This is a genomic window from Azonexus sp. GW821-FHT04F04 (assembly GCF_059420025.1).
Map to the genome: position 1 here is coordinate 42,285 of NZ_JBWKSX010000015.1, position 14,043 is coordinate 56,327.

At 62.2% G+C, this 14,043-nt stretch carries 14 protein-coding genes; 11 read left to right on the plus strand and 3 right to left on the minus strand.

Features of this window, described 5'->3' with window-relative positions; all coding sequences use genetic code 11:
• Positions 1 to 66 precede the first annotated feature (66 nt).
• Genes rsxA through AC07TV_RS20880 form a run of 7 tightly spaced genes read left to right on the plus strand, consistent with a single transcriptional unit; the run spans position 67 to position 6,433 of the window.
• Positions 67 to 651 (plus strand): electron transport complex subunit RsxA, encoded by a 585-nt coding sequence (rsxA, locus tag AC07TV_RS20850; protein WP_494650295.1) that lies wholly within the window; start codon positions 67 to 69, stop codon positions 649 to 651.
• The gene (gene rsxB, locus AC07TV_RS20855) at positions 651 to 1,196 is read left to right on the plus strand and encodes an electron transport complex subunit RsxB (RefSeq protein ID WP_494650296.1); all 546 of its coding nucleotides are present in this window, start codon (positions 651 to 653) and stop codon (positions 1,194 to 1,196) included. Before rsxA ends, rsxB begins: the two co-directional genes overlap by 1 nt.
• The gene (rsxC, locus tag AC07TV_RS20860; RefSeq protein WP_494650297.1) at positions 1,196 to 2,953 is read left to right on the plus strand and encodes an electron transport complex subunit RsxC; all 1,758 of its coding nucleotides are present in this window, start codon (positions 1,196 to 1,198) and stop codon (positions 2,951 to 2,953) included. The genes rsxB and rsxC overlap by 1 nt, the downstream gene beginning before the upstream one ends.
• Positions 2,953 to 3,969, plus strand: coding sequence for an RnfABCDGE type electron transport complex subunit D (locus AC07TV_RS20865; RefSeq protein WP_494650298.1), 1,017 nt, complete (start codon positions 2,953 to 2,955; stop codon positions 3,967 to 3,969). The genes rsxC and AC07TV_RS20865 overlap by 1 nt, the downstream gene beginning before the upstream one ends.
• Entirely contained in the window at positions 3,966 to 4,631 is a 666-nt protein-coding gene (rsxG, locus tag AC07TV_RS20870; RefSeq protein WP_494650299.1) for an electron transport complex subunit RsxG, read from the plus strand. Before AC07TV_RS20865 ends, rsxG begins: the two co-directional genes overlap by 4 nt.
• Positions 4,628 to 5,317: an electron transport complex subunit E gene (locus AC07TV_RS20875; protein WP_494650300.1), complete on the plus strand. Its 690-nt coding sequence runs from the start codon at positions 4,628 to 4,630 to the stop codon at positions 5,315 to 5,317. Before rsxG ends, AC07TV_RS20875 begins: the two co-directional genes overlap by 4 nt.
• A 42-nt stretch (positions 5,318 to 5,359) precedes the next feature.
• Complete coding sequence (locus AC07TV_RS20880) at positions 5,360 to 6,433, plus strand: RNA methyltransferase (protein ID WP_494650301.1); 1,074 nt, start codon at positions 5,360 to 5,362, stop codon at positions 6,431 to 6,433.
• Here the strand turns inward: AC07TV_RS20880 and AC07TV_RS20885 are convergent.
• Positions 6,422 to 7,831 carry a sensor domain-containing diguanylate cyclase gene (locus AC07TV_RS20885; RefSeq protein WP_494650302.1) on the minus strand — a complete coding sequence of 470 codons (1,410 nt, stop codon included), beginning with the start codon at positions 7,829 to 7,831 and terminating at the stop codon, positions 6,422 to 6,424. The two genes, AC07TV_RS20880 and AC07TV_RS20885, sit on opposite strands and share 12 nt — an antisense overlap.
• An 85-nt stretch (positions 7,832 to 7,916) precedes the next feature.
• On the opposite strand from AC07TV_RS20885, the gene nth reads away from it, so the two are divergent.
• Genes nth through AC07TV_RS20900 form a run of 3 tightly spaced genes read left to right on the plus strand, consistent with a single transcriptional unit; the run spans position 7,917 to position 9,986 of the window.
• Positions 7,917 to 8,549 carry an endonuclease III gene (gene nth / locus AC07TV_RS20890; RefSeq protein WP_494650303.1) on the plus strand — a complete coding sequence of 211 codons (633 nt, stop codon included), beginning with the start codon at positions 7,917 to 7,919 and terminating at the stop codon, positions 8,547 to 8,549.
• Positions 8,546 to 9,562 carry an FIST C-terminal domain-containing protein gene (locus AC07TV_RS20895; RefSeq protein WP_494650304.1) on the plus strand — a complete coding sequence of 339 codons (1,017 nt, stop codon included), beginning with the start codon at positions 8,546 to 8,548 and terminating at the stop codon, positions 9,560 to 9,562. Before nth ends, AC07TV_RS20895 begins: the two co-directional genes overlap by 4 nt.
• Positions 9,555 to 9,986 carry a DUF1841 family protein gene (locus tag AC07TV_RS20900; protein WP_494650305.1) on the plus strand — a complete coding sequence of 144 codons (432 nt, stop codon included), beginning with the start codon at positions 9,555 to 9,557 and terminating at the stop codon, positions 9,984 to 9,986. The genes AC07TV_RS20895 and AC07TV_RS20900 overlap by 8 nt, the downstream gene beginning before the upstream one ends.
• Positions 9,987 to 10,056: 70 nt before the next feature.
• On the opposite strand, the gene tfpB is transcribed toward AC07TV_RS20900, so the two are convergent.
• Positions 10,057 to 11,841: a type IV pilus assembly ATPase TfpB gene (gene tfpB, locus AC07TV_RS20905; RefSeq protein ID WP_494650306.1), complete on the minus strand. Its 1,785-nt coding sequence runs from the start codon at positions 11,839 to 11,841 to the stop codon at positions 10,057 to 10,059.
• A gap of 136 nt (positions 11,842 to 11,977) precedes the next feature.
• Between tfpB and AC07TV_RS20910 the strand changes: the two genes are divergently transcribed.
• Positions 11,978 to 12,529 (plus strand): hypothetical protein, encoded by a 552-nt coding sequence (locus tag AC07TV_RS20910; RefSeq protein ID WP_494650307.1) that lies wholly within the window; start codon positions 11,978 to 11,980, stop codon positions 12,527 to 12,529.
• A gap of 353 nt (positions 12,530 to 12,882) precedes the next feature.
• On the opposite strand, the gene AC07TV_RS20915 is transcribed toward AC07TV_RS20910, so the two are convergent.
• On the minus strand, positions 12,883 to 13,656 hold the full coding sequence (locus tag AC07TV_RS20915) for a hypothetical protein (protein WP_494650308.1): 774 nt from the start codon (positions 13,654 to 13,656) through the stop codon (positions 12,883 to 12,885).
• Between the last annotated feature and the right edge of the window lie 387 nt (positions 13,657 to 14,043).

Sequence of the window (14,043 nt, forward strand, 5' to 3'; positions counted from 1 at the left end):
AAGCAGCGTGCGGTTGTTTGCACTGTCACTAAGCCCGATAATACGCGCCTCAAGCTTGCCCAATTTATGAGCCACTATTTATTCATCCTCGTCGGCGCGGTGCTGGTCAACAACGTCGTGCTGGTGAAGATCCTCGGTCTTTGCCCCTTCATGGGCGTTTCCAAGAAACTGGAGACCGCCTACGGCATGGGCGCCGCGACGACCTTCGTGCTGACCATGGCAACCGGCGCCAGCTACATCATCGACCATTACCTGCTGATGCCGTTCGGGCTGGAATACCTGCGCACGCTGTCCTTCATCGTCACCATCGCCGCCATCGTCCAGCTGACCGAGATGGTCATCGCCAAGACCTCGCCGACGCTGCAGCAAACGCTGGGCATCTACCTGCCGCTGATCACCACCAACTGCGCCGTGCTTGGCGTGCCGTTGCTCAATATTTCGAACGGCTACAACTTCGTTGAATCCCTGCTCTTCGGCGCCGGCAGTGCGGTCGGTTTCTCGCTCGTCCTGATCCTCTTCGCCGGCATCCGCGAGCGGGTCGAGGGCGCCGAGGTGCCGACGCATTTCCGCGGCGCGGCCATCGCCATGGTCACCGCCGGCCTGATGGCACTCGCCTTCATGGGTTTTGCCGGTCTGGACAAGTACCAATAATGGACATCCTGCTCGCCATCGCCATCATGGCCCTCGGGGCCGTCGTGTTGGGCGCCTTGCTCGGTTTTGCCGCGATCAAGTTCAAGGTCGAAGGCGACCCGCTGGTCGAAAAAATCGAAGCCATCCTGCCCCAGACCCAGTGCGGCCAGTGCGGCTATCCCGGTTGCAAGCCCTATGCCGAAGCCATCGTCAATGGCGAAGAAATCAACAAGTGCCCGCCGGGCGGGGCTGAGGGCGTGCAGCGCCTGGCCGACCTGCTCGGGCGCGAAGTCAAGCCGCTTGACGCCGAGGAAAAACCGAAGCAGGTCGCCATCATCGACGAGAACACCTGCATCGGCTGCACGCTGTGCATCCAGGCCTGCCCGGTCGATGCCATTGTCGGCGCTGCCAAGCAGATGCACACCATCATCGCCCAGCAATGTACCGGCTGCGAGCTGTGCCTGCCGCCCTGCCCGGTCGAGTGCATCCACATGGAAGTCATCCCCGAAACCATCGACAACTGGAAGTGGAAGTATCCGGTCATCGAGATCAAGGCGGCCGCCTGATGCTGATGAATCTGTTCAAGTTCAAGGGTGGCGTCAAGCCGCCGAGCAACAAGCTGCAATCGAACCATCTGCCGATTGCCCAGGTGCCGATGCCTTCGCGCCTGGTCGTACCGCTCCACCAGAGCATTGGTGGCACGCCGCGGCCGATCGTCGCCGCTGGCGATCATGTCCTCAAGGGCCAGATGATCGGCGAGGCTGACGGCTGGATTTCCGCCGCTGTGCACGCCCCGACCTCGGGCACCGTACGCGAAGTGGCGATGCATGTTCGTCCTCACCCCTCCGGTCTCGACTCGCTGTGCGTCGTCATTGAACCTGATGGCAAGGACGAGTGGATCACCCGCACGCCGATCGATCACAAGGCCGTAGCGCCGGCCGATGTCTTTCATCACCTGCAGCAATGCGGCATCGTCGGCCTCGGCGGCGCCGGCTTCCCGGCTCACGGCAAGCTGACGCCGAGCAAGGGCGTGCCGATGGATGAGCTGATCATCAACGGCGCCGAGTGCGAACCTTTCATCACCTGCGACGACCTGCTGATGCGTGAGCGCGCCGATCAAGTCGTGCGCGGCATCGCCGTTTTCCGTGACCTGCTGCAACCGAAAAAGGTGCTGATCGGCATTGAGGACAACAAGCCGGAAGCCATCGCCGCCATGCGTGCTGCGGTCGACGCCCAAAAAGAGCCGTTTTCCGTCGTTGCCGTACCGACGCTTTACCCGGCCGGTGGTGCCAAGCAGTTGATCCGCGTGCTGACCGGCAAGGAAGTACCGGGCTCGATGCGGTCGACCGCCGACATGGGCGTTCAGGTCTTCAACGTCGGCACCGCCTATAGCGCCTGGCGCGCCGTCGCCCACGGCGAACCGCTGATTTCGCGTATTCTGACCATCACCGGCAACGTCCACGCGCCGCGCAATTACGAAGTGCTGATCGGCACGCCGATGGATGAGTTGCTGACCCTCGCCCAGCCACATCCGGACACCGACGGTATCCTGATGGGGGGGCCGATGATGGGTTTCCTGGTACCCAACCCGCAGGTCCCGGTGGTCAAGACGACCAACTGCCTGATCGCCCACGACGACCGGCTGTTCCCGCCCAAGGCCCCGGAGATGCCGTGCATCCGCTGTGGTGCCTGCGCCCGGGCCTGTCCACACGAACTGCAACCGTTCGAAATGTACTGGTTCGCGCGCGCCAAGAATTTCGGCAAGACGCAGGAATACAACATTTTCGACTGCATCGAATGCGGTTGCTGCTCCTACGTCTGCCCGTCACGCATCCCGCTGGTCCAGTATTTCCGTTTTGCCAAGAGCGAAATCTGGGCGCGCGAACGCGAAAAGAATGCCTCCGACCAGGCCAAGGCCCGTTTCGAGTTCAAGCAGTTGCGCGAAGAACGAGAAAAGGCCGACAAGGCTGAAAAACTGGCCAAGGCGGCCGCTGCTCAAGCTGCCAAGAAGGCTGCTGAAGCGGCTGCAGCGGCAGCGGAAAGCGGAGCCGCGCCGGCCGCCGATACGGCCGCTGCACCGGCAGTCGCCGCCCCCGACGATGCACCGGCTGCCACGGTCAACCCGGAAAAAGACGCAAAACGCGCCACCATCGAGGCTGCCATGGCCCGTGCCAAGGCTCAGCGCGAGGCCGTTCAGCCAAAGAACACCGAGAACCTGACGGCGGAGCAGCAGAAGGCTGCCGCCGACATCGAGGCGCGCCGGATCGCCGCCCACCTGATCGAACCCGAGCCGGTCACTCCGGCCAGCGAGAAATCCGAATAATGTTCGCCCCCGCCCCCTTCCTTCTCAAAGACGTCAGCGTCAGCCAGGTCATGATCCAGGTCTGCGTCGCGCTGATCCCGGGCATTGCCGCCTACGCCAGCCTGGTCGGCCCGGCCATCCTGGTTCAGCTGGTCATCGCCACGCTCGCCGCGCTGGTCGCCGAAGCGGTCATGCTCAAGGTGCGCGGCAAACCGCTGGCCCTCTTCCTGACCGACGGCTCGGCCATTGTCACCGCCTGGCTGATCGCCCTGACCTTCCCGCCGCTGGCGCCGTGGTGGCTGGTCGTCACCGGCACCGTCTTTGCCGTCGTCGTCGCCAAGCACCTCTACGGCGGGCTGGGCCAGAACCCCTTCAATCCGGCCATGGTTGCCTTCGCCGTCTGCATCGTCGCCTTCCCGGCACTGATGTCGCAGTGGCCGAGCGTCGGCCTGCAACTGGGCCTGATTGACCAGATGAACATCATTCTCGGCTGGGCGCCGCGCGTCGATGCCCTGTCCGGCGCGACGCCGCTCGATGCAATGAAGACGGCGCTCAAGCTCGGCGAAGGCAGTTTCGATGTCAGCACGCTGCTCGCCAACCAGGACATCTATGGCAACTTCGCCGGCCGCGGCTGGGAATGGGTGGCTGCCGGCTACCTGCTCGGCGGCCTCTGGTTATGGCATCGCAAGCTGATCACCTGGCACGTACCGCTCGCCTTCGTCGGATCCCTGAGCCTGATTTCCGGCGCGCTCTGGCTCTACAACCCGAGCCAGTTTGCCAGCCCGCTCTTTCACCTGCTTTCCGGCGGGGCCATGCTCGGCGCCTTCTTCATCGCCACCGACCCGGTTTCCGGCTGCACGACACCGCGCGGCAAGCTGATCTTCGGTGCCGGCTGTGGCCTGCTCGCCTACATCATTCGCGTTTTTGGCGGTTATCCGGATGGCGTCGCCTTCGCCGTGCTGCTCATGAACCTGTCTGCCCCGGTCATTGACCTGCTCACCCAGCCGCCGGTCTTCGGCATGAAGGACAAGGCATGACCAGCGCGCCGAAGGAATACACCGCACCCGTCATGGCTGCCCGCACGGCAGCGACGCTGTTCGTTTTTGTCGCCATTTTTACCGGCCTGCTTTCCGGTGCCTATCTGTGGACCAAGCCGGCCATCGAGGCTTCGGCTACCGAAGAAAAAATGAAACTGGTCGACGAAGTGCTGCCGCGCACCGAGTACGACAACGCCCTGCTCGCAGACACCGTCGCCCTGCCGGCCACGCCTGAACTTGGTTTGAAAGACCCGACTACGCTGTTTCGCGCCCGCCAGGGTGGCCAGCCGGTCGCGCTGGTTTTTGAAGCCGTTGCCCCCGATGGCTACGCCGGCAAGATCCGCCTGATCATTGCCATGCGCGCCAATGGCGAAGTGGCTGGCGTACGCGTGACGCAGCACAAGGAAACGCCCGGCCTCGGCGATTACGTCGAGATCAAGAAGGACAAGAACAAGGCCCGGCCGTGGATCACGCAATTCAACAGCATGTCCCTGGCCAAGGTCGCCGACAAGGACTGGAAGCTCAAGAAGGATGGCGGCCAGATCGACTACCACGCCGGCGCCACCGTGACGCCGCGGGCAGTGTCGAAGGCTGTGCTGAAGGCTGTCCAATGGGCCGAAGCCAATCGTGACCGACTGTTCGCCGAAGGAGCCGCCAAATGATCACGCGTGACGAATTGAAGACCATCGCCGGCAACGGCATCTGGAAGCAGAACACCTCCATCGTCCAGATTCTCGGCCTGTGCCCGCTGCTCGCCGTCACCACCAACGCCGTCAACGGCATCATGCTGTCGCTGGCAACGATTATCGTCATGGCCATTTCGGGCTTTGCTGTCGCCTCGCTGCGCAACCTGATTCCGCACGAAATCCGCATCCCGGTCTTCATCCTGATCGTTGCTGCCCTGGTCACCGTCGTCGACCTGCTGTTCAACGCCAACCTGCATGAGCTTTACCTGGTCCTCGGCATCTTCATTCCGCTCATCGTCACCAACTGCATCGTGCTTGCCCGCGTCGAAGCCTTTGCCGCCAAAAACGCCCCGGCACAGGCCAGTTTTGACGGCATTTTCATGGGCATCGGCATGCTGTGGACGCTCGGACTGTTGGGCGCCATGCGCGAATTTCTCGGCAGCGGCACCATCCTCGGTGGCATCGACATGGTTTTTCCGAGCCTGCAACCGATCCAGGTACTGCCGGAAAGCTACCCCGGCTTCCTGCTCGCCCTGCTGCCGCCCGGCGCCTTCATCCTGCTCGGCTGCATGATCGCCTGGAAGAACTGGATGGAAGCCAAGGCCGCAGAGCGCGCCAAGCGCAAGCCGCCAGCCCCGGTCGCCACGGCCGGTTGCCACTGATCATTCCCGGCGGCCCGTTGCGGGCCTGACGAAAACGCCCGCATGCGCATCGAAACCATCCGCCAAGCCCTGTTCGCCACGGGCGCCAAGGATTGCCACGTCGACCGCGTCATGCGCGCCTGGGCGCAAGGTAAGCCGCTCGATGCCGGGCCGCGCAGCCACCCACCGGAAACCTTTCTGCCGCTGGCCCTGCGCAATGCGCTGCCCGGCTTGCACGATGAACTCTCAGCGCTGGCCCGCGTCCGCTCCGAACACCCGGGCGAGGATGGTTCGTCGCGCCTGCTCGTCGAACTGGCCGACGGCCAGACCGTCGAAAGCGTGCTGCTGCCGCGCGACGGCCTGTGCATCTCGACGCAGATCGGCTGCGCCGTCGGCTGCACCTTCTGCATGACCGGTCGTGACGGCCTGCTACGTCAGGTGAGCAGCGGCGAAATGGTCGCCCAGGTCATCCTCGGCCGGGCCCGGCGCAAGGTAACGCGCGTCGTTTTCATGGGCATGGGCGAGCCGTCGCACAACATCGACAACGTGCTCGAAGCGATTGATCTGCTTGGCACGGCCGGCGGCATCGGCCACAAGAATCTGGTGTTCTCGACGGTTGGCGATTTGCGCGTTTTCGAGCGGCTGCCGCAGGAAACGGTCAAACCGGCGCTGGCCATTTCACTGCATTCGACCCGCGCCGAACTGCGCGCCGAACTGCTGCCCAAGGCGTCGCGCATCGACCCGGCGGAGCTGGTCGAGCTTGCCGAGCATTATGCCCGGACGACGAGCTATCCGATCCAGTACCAATGGACGCTGATCGACGGCATCAACGACAGCATCGAGGAAATGGACGGCATCGTCCGCCTGCTCACCGGCAAGTACGCGATCATGAACCTGATCCCCTACAACGCCACGGCCGCCCTTGCCTACCGCCGGCCAGCGGTCGAGCGCATCACCGAGCTGACCCGCTATCTGCACGCAAAAGGCATCCGGACGACGGTACGCAACTCGGCCGGGCAGGATGTCGACGGCGGCTGCGGCCAGTTGCGGGCCCGCGAAAGCGCTCGCCCGTTGCTACGGTCAACCGGAAAAATTGGCCAAAAACGAAATGTCCCGGGCGTCGGCTCAGCTGGTTGAACCGGCCAGCACCACACAGTTCTTGCCCTGCTGCTTGGCCGCATAACAGGCGTCGTCGGCCCGCCGGATCAAACTGCTTTCGGTATCGCTCGGCAGATGCCGGGCAACGCCGATACTGACCGTGCAGCAGATTCTCTCGCCGCCTGGCGAGATGGTTTCCTGCGCGGCGAACATGCTGCGCAGGCGCTCGGCGAAGGCTTGGGCTGCCGCGGTATCGGCCTCCGGCAGCAAGACGACGAACTCCTCTCCGCCGTAACGAAAAGCGCTGTCCGACCGGCGCAGGCAATGCCTGATCACCTCCGCCAGATTCTGTAAAACCTTGTCGCCTTCGAGGTGGCCATAGCAGTCGTTGATGCTCTTGAAATTGTCGCAATCAAGGACGAGCAGCGACAGCGGACGACCATAGCGGGTGGCCCGCTCCAATTCTCCAGGCAGGCGCTCGTGCAGGTAGCGCGAGTTGTACAGCCCGGTCAGCGAATCGGTCTGACTCAGGCAACGATAACGCTCTTCGCTTTCGCGCAGCGCCTCCTCGGCCCAACGACGTTCGCTGACATCCTGCAAGGTTTCGATGGCGCCGACGAGTTCGCCTTTGCCATTGCGCAATGGCGCGGCAGTAAAAAACAACCAGCGACCACTGTCGCCAAAATGCGGGAAGAAATCCTCTGCCTCATAACCGCCGGGAATCAGCAACGAAGGCCGGAAGCGTCCGTGATAAAGACGGTCAATCGCATTCTCGCTGGCATCATCCAGAACCAGATCAGCCATGATCGGACGCTTTGACGGATAGAAAGCCTTCCACTGGCCATTGGTGCCGATGACATCACTGGCCAGCGTCCCGGTCATCGCCTCGCAGGCACGGTTCCAGTGGGTGACGCGGTGTCCGGCATCGATGACCAGCGTGGCCACCGATGAACCATCGACAATCTGCGCCAGATAGGCCTCACTGTCGCGCAATGCCGCCTCGGCGCACCGACGTTCGGAGACGTCCTGAAGCGTTTCGATGGCCCCGATGATTTTGCCGGCCGCGTTGCGAATGGGCGCAGCAGAGAAAAACAGCCAGCGACCACCATTGCCGCAAGCGGGGAAAAAATCCTCCGCTTCATAAACCGCGTCTTCCGGTTCCAGACGCCGATACTTTCCCGGGTAATACTGCTCGACCACCTTGGCGGGGGCGCTATCCACCACCAGATCGGCCAGAATCGGACGGGGAGACGGGTAGAAAGCCCGCCATGGCTCGGCGCAGCCGATCATCTGCTTGGCCGAGATACCGGTGAGGGCGGCACACGCCGGATTCCAGTGGGTCACCCGATGCTCCGCGTCAATGATGAGCGTTGCCACCGGATTGACTTCCAGCCACTGGGTCAGCCCATTCAGGCTGCCTTCTGTTGTAAGCGGCATCGGGTCTGCCTTCTCTGTCAGGTAGAATTGTTTGTGACAATATGGCGCATCCCGCCGCGCCTGACAATCCATCCAAGCCCCCTTCGTGAAAAAAGCCAACATCGAGCAGTTCTACAGCCGCCTGCGCGACGCCAATCCGGCGCCGACCACCGAGTTGCACTACGCCACGCCCTTCCAGTTGCTGATCGCCGTCATCCTCTCGGCCCAGGCCACCGACGTCGGCGTCAACAAGGCGACGGCCCGGCTCTATCCGGTGGCGCCAACCCCGTCTGCCATGCTGGCGCTCGGCGAAGAGGGTCTGACCGACTACATCAAGACCATCGGCCTGTACCGGACCAAGGCGAAAAACGTCATCGCCACCTGCCGCATGCTGCTTGAGCTGCACGACGGCGAGGTGCCGGACGACCGCGCTGCCCTTGAAGCCCTGCCCGGCGTCGGCCGCAAGACGGCCAATGTCGTGCTCAATACCGCTTTCGGCCAGCCGACCATTGCCGTCGACACGCACATCTTCCGCCTCGGCAACCGCACCGGGCTGGCCCCCGGCAAGACGGTCGAGGACGTCGAAAAGAAGCTGCTCAAGGTGACGCCTGACGAATTCAAGAAGGACGCCCACCACTGGCTGATCCTGCACGGCCGCTACGTCTGCAAGGCACGCAAGCCGGACTGCGGCCGCTGCGTCGTGCTCGACCTGTGCAGCTACCGCAGCAAGAGCGTATGAAAGTCGGCACCGCCCTCGTTGCCGGCCAGCGACCGGAAGCGGAGCTGGCCCAGGCCGCCGTCGAGGCGGCACTGGCCGCTGCCGGGCTGGTGCGCGCCGATAACGTCATCCTTTTTCTGACCCACGATTTCAATCGAAATCCGCAGCCCGCCGTACTCGTCGCGGCACGCGCCGCCGGCTGCCTGACGGTCAGCGGCGGCACGGCCAGCGGGCTGTTTACCGAGCACGGCTGGCGTCTCGATCAACCGACGGCGGCGGCCCTCGTTTATTCGACACCGGCTGGCAAAGCACCGGCTGAAGCGCCACTGCTCTCCTTCAGCGGCCATGGCCGGCTGCCCTTCGAATGGCAGGACGGCCCGGCACGGGTTGGCCTGCTCGATACCGACGCGGCTGCCTGGTCGCATGGCCGGACGGCGGACAACGGCTGCGCCGAGTTCAGTCTGCCCGGCGTAAACGCCCGGCTGGTCCGCTCGTCAGGCCTGCGCCTGCTTGGCGAGCCGCTGCCCGTCGAGCAATGCGCCGGCTACGAGTTACGCCGCATTGGTGGCCACAGCGCCGTCGACAGCCTGCACCGCGCCCTGCCCGCCGATTTGCGCGAGCGCCCGCCCCTGCACCTGATCGCCGCGCAACGCCAGCCTGATGCGCCGGGCATCGCCATCCTCTCGGCCAACGCCGATGGTTCGCTGACCCTGGCCGAAAACCTCAACGAAGGCGAGACGATCACCTGGGCCATCCGCCAGCCGCTCGCCGCCGAGCAGGAAATGCGTGAAGCGCTCACTGCCACGGTCAACCCGAAAAAACGGCCAAATTTCGCCCTGATGTTTTCCTGCATCGGCCGCGGCCCGCTGTTTTACGGCAACGATGACCGCGACCTCGTCGCCTTCCGCGACACCTTCCCCGACACGCCGCTGCTCGGCGCCTACGGCACCGGGCAAATCGCCCCGCTGACCGGCCACAACCGCCTGTTCCACAACACCGCACTCACCTTATTGTTCGAAAGCGCTCATGTTTAATCCTTCCCGCGAGCAGGTCCGCCTCTTCTTTTGCGATGCCTGGAAAAAACACGTCGACCGCCTGCCGCTGGTCGGCGCCGAAGTCACCGCCGCCGACATCGCCGCCCGCCACCCGGAATACCACGCCCTGCTCAACGATCCGAAAGCCGCTGTGGACAAGGAATGGACGCCGGAAGGCGGGGCCATGAACCCCTTCCTCCACCTCTCGCTGCACCTCGCCATCCACGAGCAGGTCAGCATCGACCAGCCGCCGGGCATCCGCATGGCCTTCGAGCAACTGCGTGCCCGCATGGACCCGCACGACGCCGAGCACGTGCTGCTCGACTGCCTGGGCGAAACGATCTGGCGCGCCCAGAGCCAGGGCCAGCCGATGGACGCGATGGCCTACGTTGATGCGGTGAAGCGCAAGGCTAGCCTGATTTAGGGGTTCAACCGGCCGCGAAACCGCTCTTCCACGGTCAACCGGAAATAAAGGCCAAAATTGAAATGCTGGCCTAGCTGTCGTCCGACGGCGGTGCGACCTTGATAACCTCTTCGAGCGAGGTTATCCCCTGCGCCACCTTGAGCGCGCCGGAAATTCGCAGCGGCCGCATGCCTTCGCGGAAGGCCTGTTCGCGCAACTTGGGAATCTCGGTGAGCGGCTTGATCATGCGGCGAATTTCCGGCGAATTGACCAGGATTTCATAGACGCCGACCCGGCCGGAATAGCCGGTCATCCGGCATTCCAGGCAACCAACCGGCTGCCAGATCTGGGTCGGCTCGGCCGATTTCCACGGGGCGACCAGCGCGCGCCAGGCGGCACGCTGCTCTTCGCGCATCTGGACAGGCTTCTTGCAATGCGGGCACAGGGTGCGAACGAGGCGCTGGGCCATGACGCCGAGCAGCGTCGAGTTGATCAGGTAGGCCGGCACGCCGAGGTCGAGCAGGCGGGTAATCGCCGACGGTGCGTCGTTGGTGTGCAGCGTCGACAGCACGAGGTGGCCGGTCAAGGCCGCCTGGATGGCCATTTCGGCCGTTTCCAGATCACGGATTTCGCCGATCATGACGATGTCCGGGTCCTGTCGCATGAGGGCGCGCACGCCGTCGGCGAAGCCGAGTTCGATGGCGTGGCTGACCTGCATCTGGTTGAACGAGGACTCGACCATTTCGATCGGATCCTCGATGGTGCACACGTTCACTTCCGGCGTCGCCAGTTGCTTGAGGGTCGTGTAGAGCGTTGTCGTCTTGCCCGAACCGGTCGGGCCGGTGACCAGGATGATGCCGTTCGGCGTCGCTGTCATCTGCTTCCAGCGCGCCTGGTCTTCATCCGAAAAGCCCAGCGAGCGGAAGTCGCGAACCAGCACTTCCGGATCGAAAATCCGCATCACGAGCTTTTCGCCGAAGGCCGTCGGCAGCGTCGACAAACGCAGCTCGACCTCCTGCCCGGCTGGCGTCCGCGTCTTGATCCGGCCATCCTGCGGCCGGCGTTTTTCGATGACGTCCATGCGGCCGAGCAGCTTGATGCGGCTGGTCATGGCGTTCATGACCGCCATCGGAATCTGGTAAACCTGATGCAGCACGCCGTCGATGCGGAAACGGACAATACCCAGATTGCGCCGCGGCTCGATGTGGATGTCGGAAGCCCGCTGATCGAAGGCGTACTGCCACAGCCAGTCCACGATATGGACGATGTGCTGGTCGTTGGCGTCGAACTGCTTGTTGGCCTTGCCCAGCTCGACCAGTTGCTCGAAGCTCGACAGGCCGGAGGTCACATCGCCCCGGGCGTTGGCTTTCTTGACCGACTTGGCGAGGTTGAAGAATTCAACAAGGTAACGGCTGATGTCCTCCGGGTTGGCCATCACCCGGCGAATCTGCTTGCGCAGGATCTGCTGCAACTCCTCGACCCATTCGCGAACGAAGGGCTCGGCCGTCGCGATGACAATCTCGCGCGTCGTCACCTGCACCGGCAAAATGCCGAAACGGGCGGCATAGGCGCTGGACATGACCTCGGCGACGCCGGTGAAATCGATCTTGAGCGGGTCGATATGCTGGTAGTCGAGGCCGACCCGGCCAGCCAGCCATTCGGTCAGCACTTCCAACGTCAGCAGGCGGACAGTCGGCTCGGTCTGTCGCCATTTCTGATCGGCAATGACGATCAGCGGATGCGTCTTGCCGCCATGCAGGCGACGCTCGCTCTTGAGCGCATCAGCCGCCTCCTGGCTGACCAGCCCATCCTCCACCATCCAGTCGAGCACTTCGGTCAGTGCCAGGCGATGTTCGCCGATATTCTTGTCACTCATGCGCGGCAATATAGCACGCAGCAGGTAACGATTTGTAACCAGAAAGCACTCTGTTTGCACACCTTTACAACTTGCCGGAAACAATCGATTCCATGCACCTAGAATGAAGCTCTACCCCACGCGCAAGGAGCGAAAAATGAAAACCCGCCTGATGATGATCGCCAGCGCCCTGCTGACTTCCCTGATCTGCCTGCCGGCCAGCGCCCAGCCCGCTCAAGGTTCGGGAGGCATGGGTGGCGGCATGAACGGCATGGGCCCCGGCGGCGGCGCCGGGATGATGCAAGGCGGCGGCCCGCGCGCCCGTGCCCCGCGTGACTGCAGCCAGGCCCCGAACCCGGCCGCCTGCACCGCCCAGCGCGAAGCCCGCTCCCAGGCTCGAGAAGCCTGCAAGAACACCACCGGCCCGCAACGCCGGCAATGCATGCAGGAACAACGACAGAACTTCGACTGCGCCAAGGCCGGCAACCCGCAACAATGCGAAGCGCGCAAGGTGGCCTACAAGGAATGCCAGGGCCAGACCGGCCCCGCCTTCCGCCAGTGCATGCAACAGAAAATGCCACCGGTAGACTGCAGCAAAGCCCCGAATCAGGCCCGCTGCGACCTCCACCAAAAAGCCCGCGCCGCCTGCCAGGACAAAATCGGCCCGGAACACAAAGCCTGCCTGCGTGAGCAGTTCGGCGTGAAATAAAGCCATGGGATGCCGGGAAGCTGGGAAGCTGGGAAGCCGGCATTTCATTTTTGGGCAAAAATTCCGGTTGACCGTGAAATTGGGACAATCAACGAGATAGTTGCCCAACAAAAAGGAACCTCTCGGGTTCCTTTTTGTTGGGGGTATTTAGAAGCGATGGTGGGTCTGGTGTGTGCCCAAAGCAGAAGTAGCTGGCAGGGGGAAGCTGACGTTCAGGAACGTGCGAATTCACCAGCCTGCGCGGTTTTTGCGAAGATCCGGGTGCAATAAGGGGTTAACCACCTCAGAAATTCTGGGGTTATGCCAAATTGCCCACTCAATTTGACGGCAGCGGAGCCAGCCAAAACTTACACTCACTTGGTTGTCTGAATCTCGGTGGCGTTGATCGACAGGATATCGGTTGTTTTGACCATTCTGAACAGTGGCTTTGTAGTGGCCATTTGGCGATCCATAAGCAAGGCCGATTCTCCGATGGTCTCTACTAGCCGCCAGTTTTCATTGGGGACGGACGTAGCAAGACGAACAGCCGGTAACGTAGTTTCCAAAGATGCGAGGTGGTACTTCGCCCTCGCTGCACCCATCTGAGACGGCATCAAATACACGCCCATCAAGATCGCCATGTAAATTAAGTAAGCGTGGGATGCCGTCCATCGCAATTCGCTTTCTTTTAAGCGAGAGACAAGTTCCCCCAACGTAGCTCCCGACCCAACGGCATAGCAAACGCCTGCACATATAGATAAATTCCAGACTATTTTTGGCGACGCAAAAGTCATTGGCGGCAAATTCGTAAGACCAGCAAATAGCCCAGCAAGTATAAATGCCACCGCTGAACACCAATTAAGCCCCTTCAGTCCTACCGTTCCAGTAGCAAGGGAGTGCACAGCAAGGAACGCGCACATAAGAACCCCAGCAACAAGTTCGCCGCTCAAGTAGAGAAGGCGACTTGCAGGAAGTTGTGAAACTGCCCAAGGCGATCCGAGTGCCGTGAAATAGGCATTTGCCTCGCGCCAACCAGCGAAATATGCAATAAAGGATATTCCAACAGCAACGCTGGCCGCCTGAGGTAGAAGCGCCCCCACAGCACCAGCCGCCTTAAGAAGATTGTCGTCGTGTAATTTAATTATCATTCCAAACTTAATTGTTAAGGCTGTTTCTTGTCGGGAGCATCGATGCCTGCCAATCGGATGATTCTGGCGATAAGGGGCAACTCAGAATAATCGCTACTTAGAGAGCTGGCGTTGTTGGTTTGGCAAGGGCGAATTAAAGCAATTAAAGAGGCCAGGCTCGCGTTTTCAGTAGCGGCCGAGCCATAAAACGCCGATAGCATACCTGTTGCACAACTGATTGTCCGCTTTGGGGCAAAGTGATCTACGGCCGCAGCTGGCCGAACTCCGCCAAATGACAATTGGGAACACAACCCAAACCACGAAATGCCGGGCAGCCGGCATTTCATTTTTGGGCAAAAATTCCGGTTGACCGTGGGATTGCAAAAATCAGCATGGCGCTCGATCAAC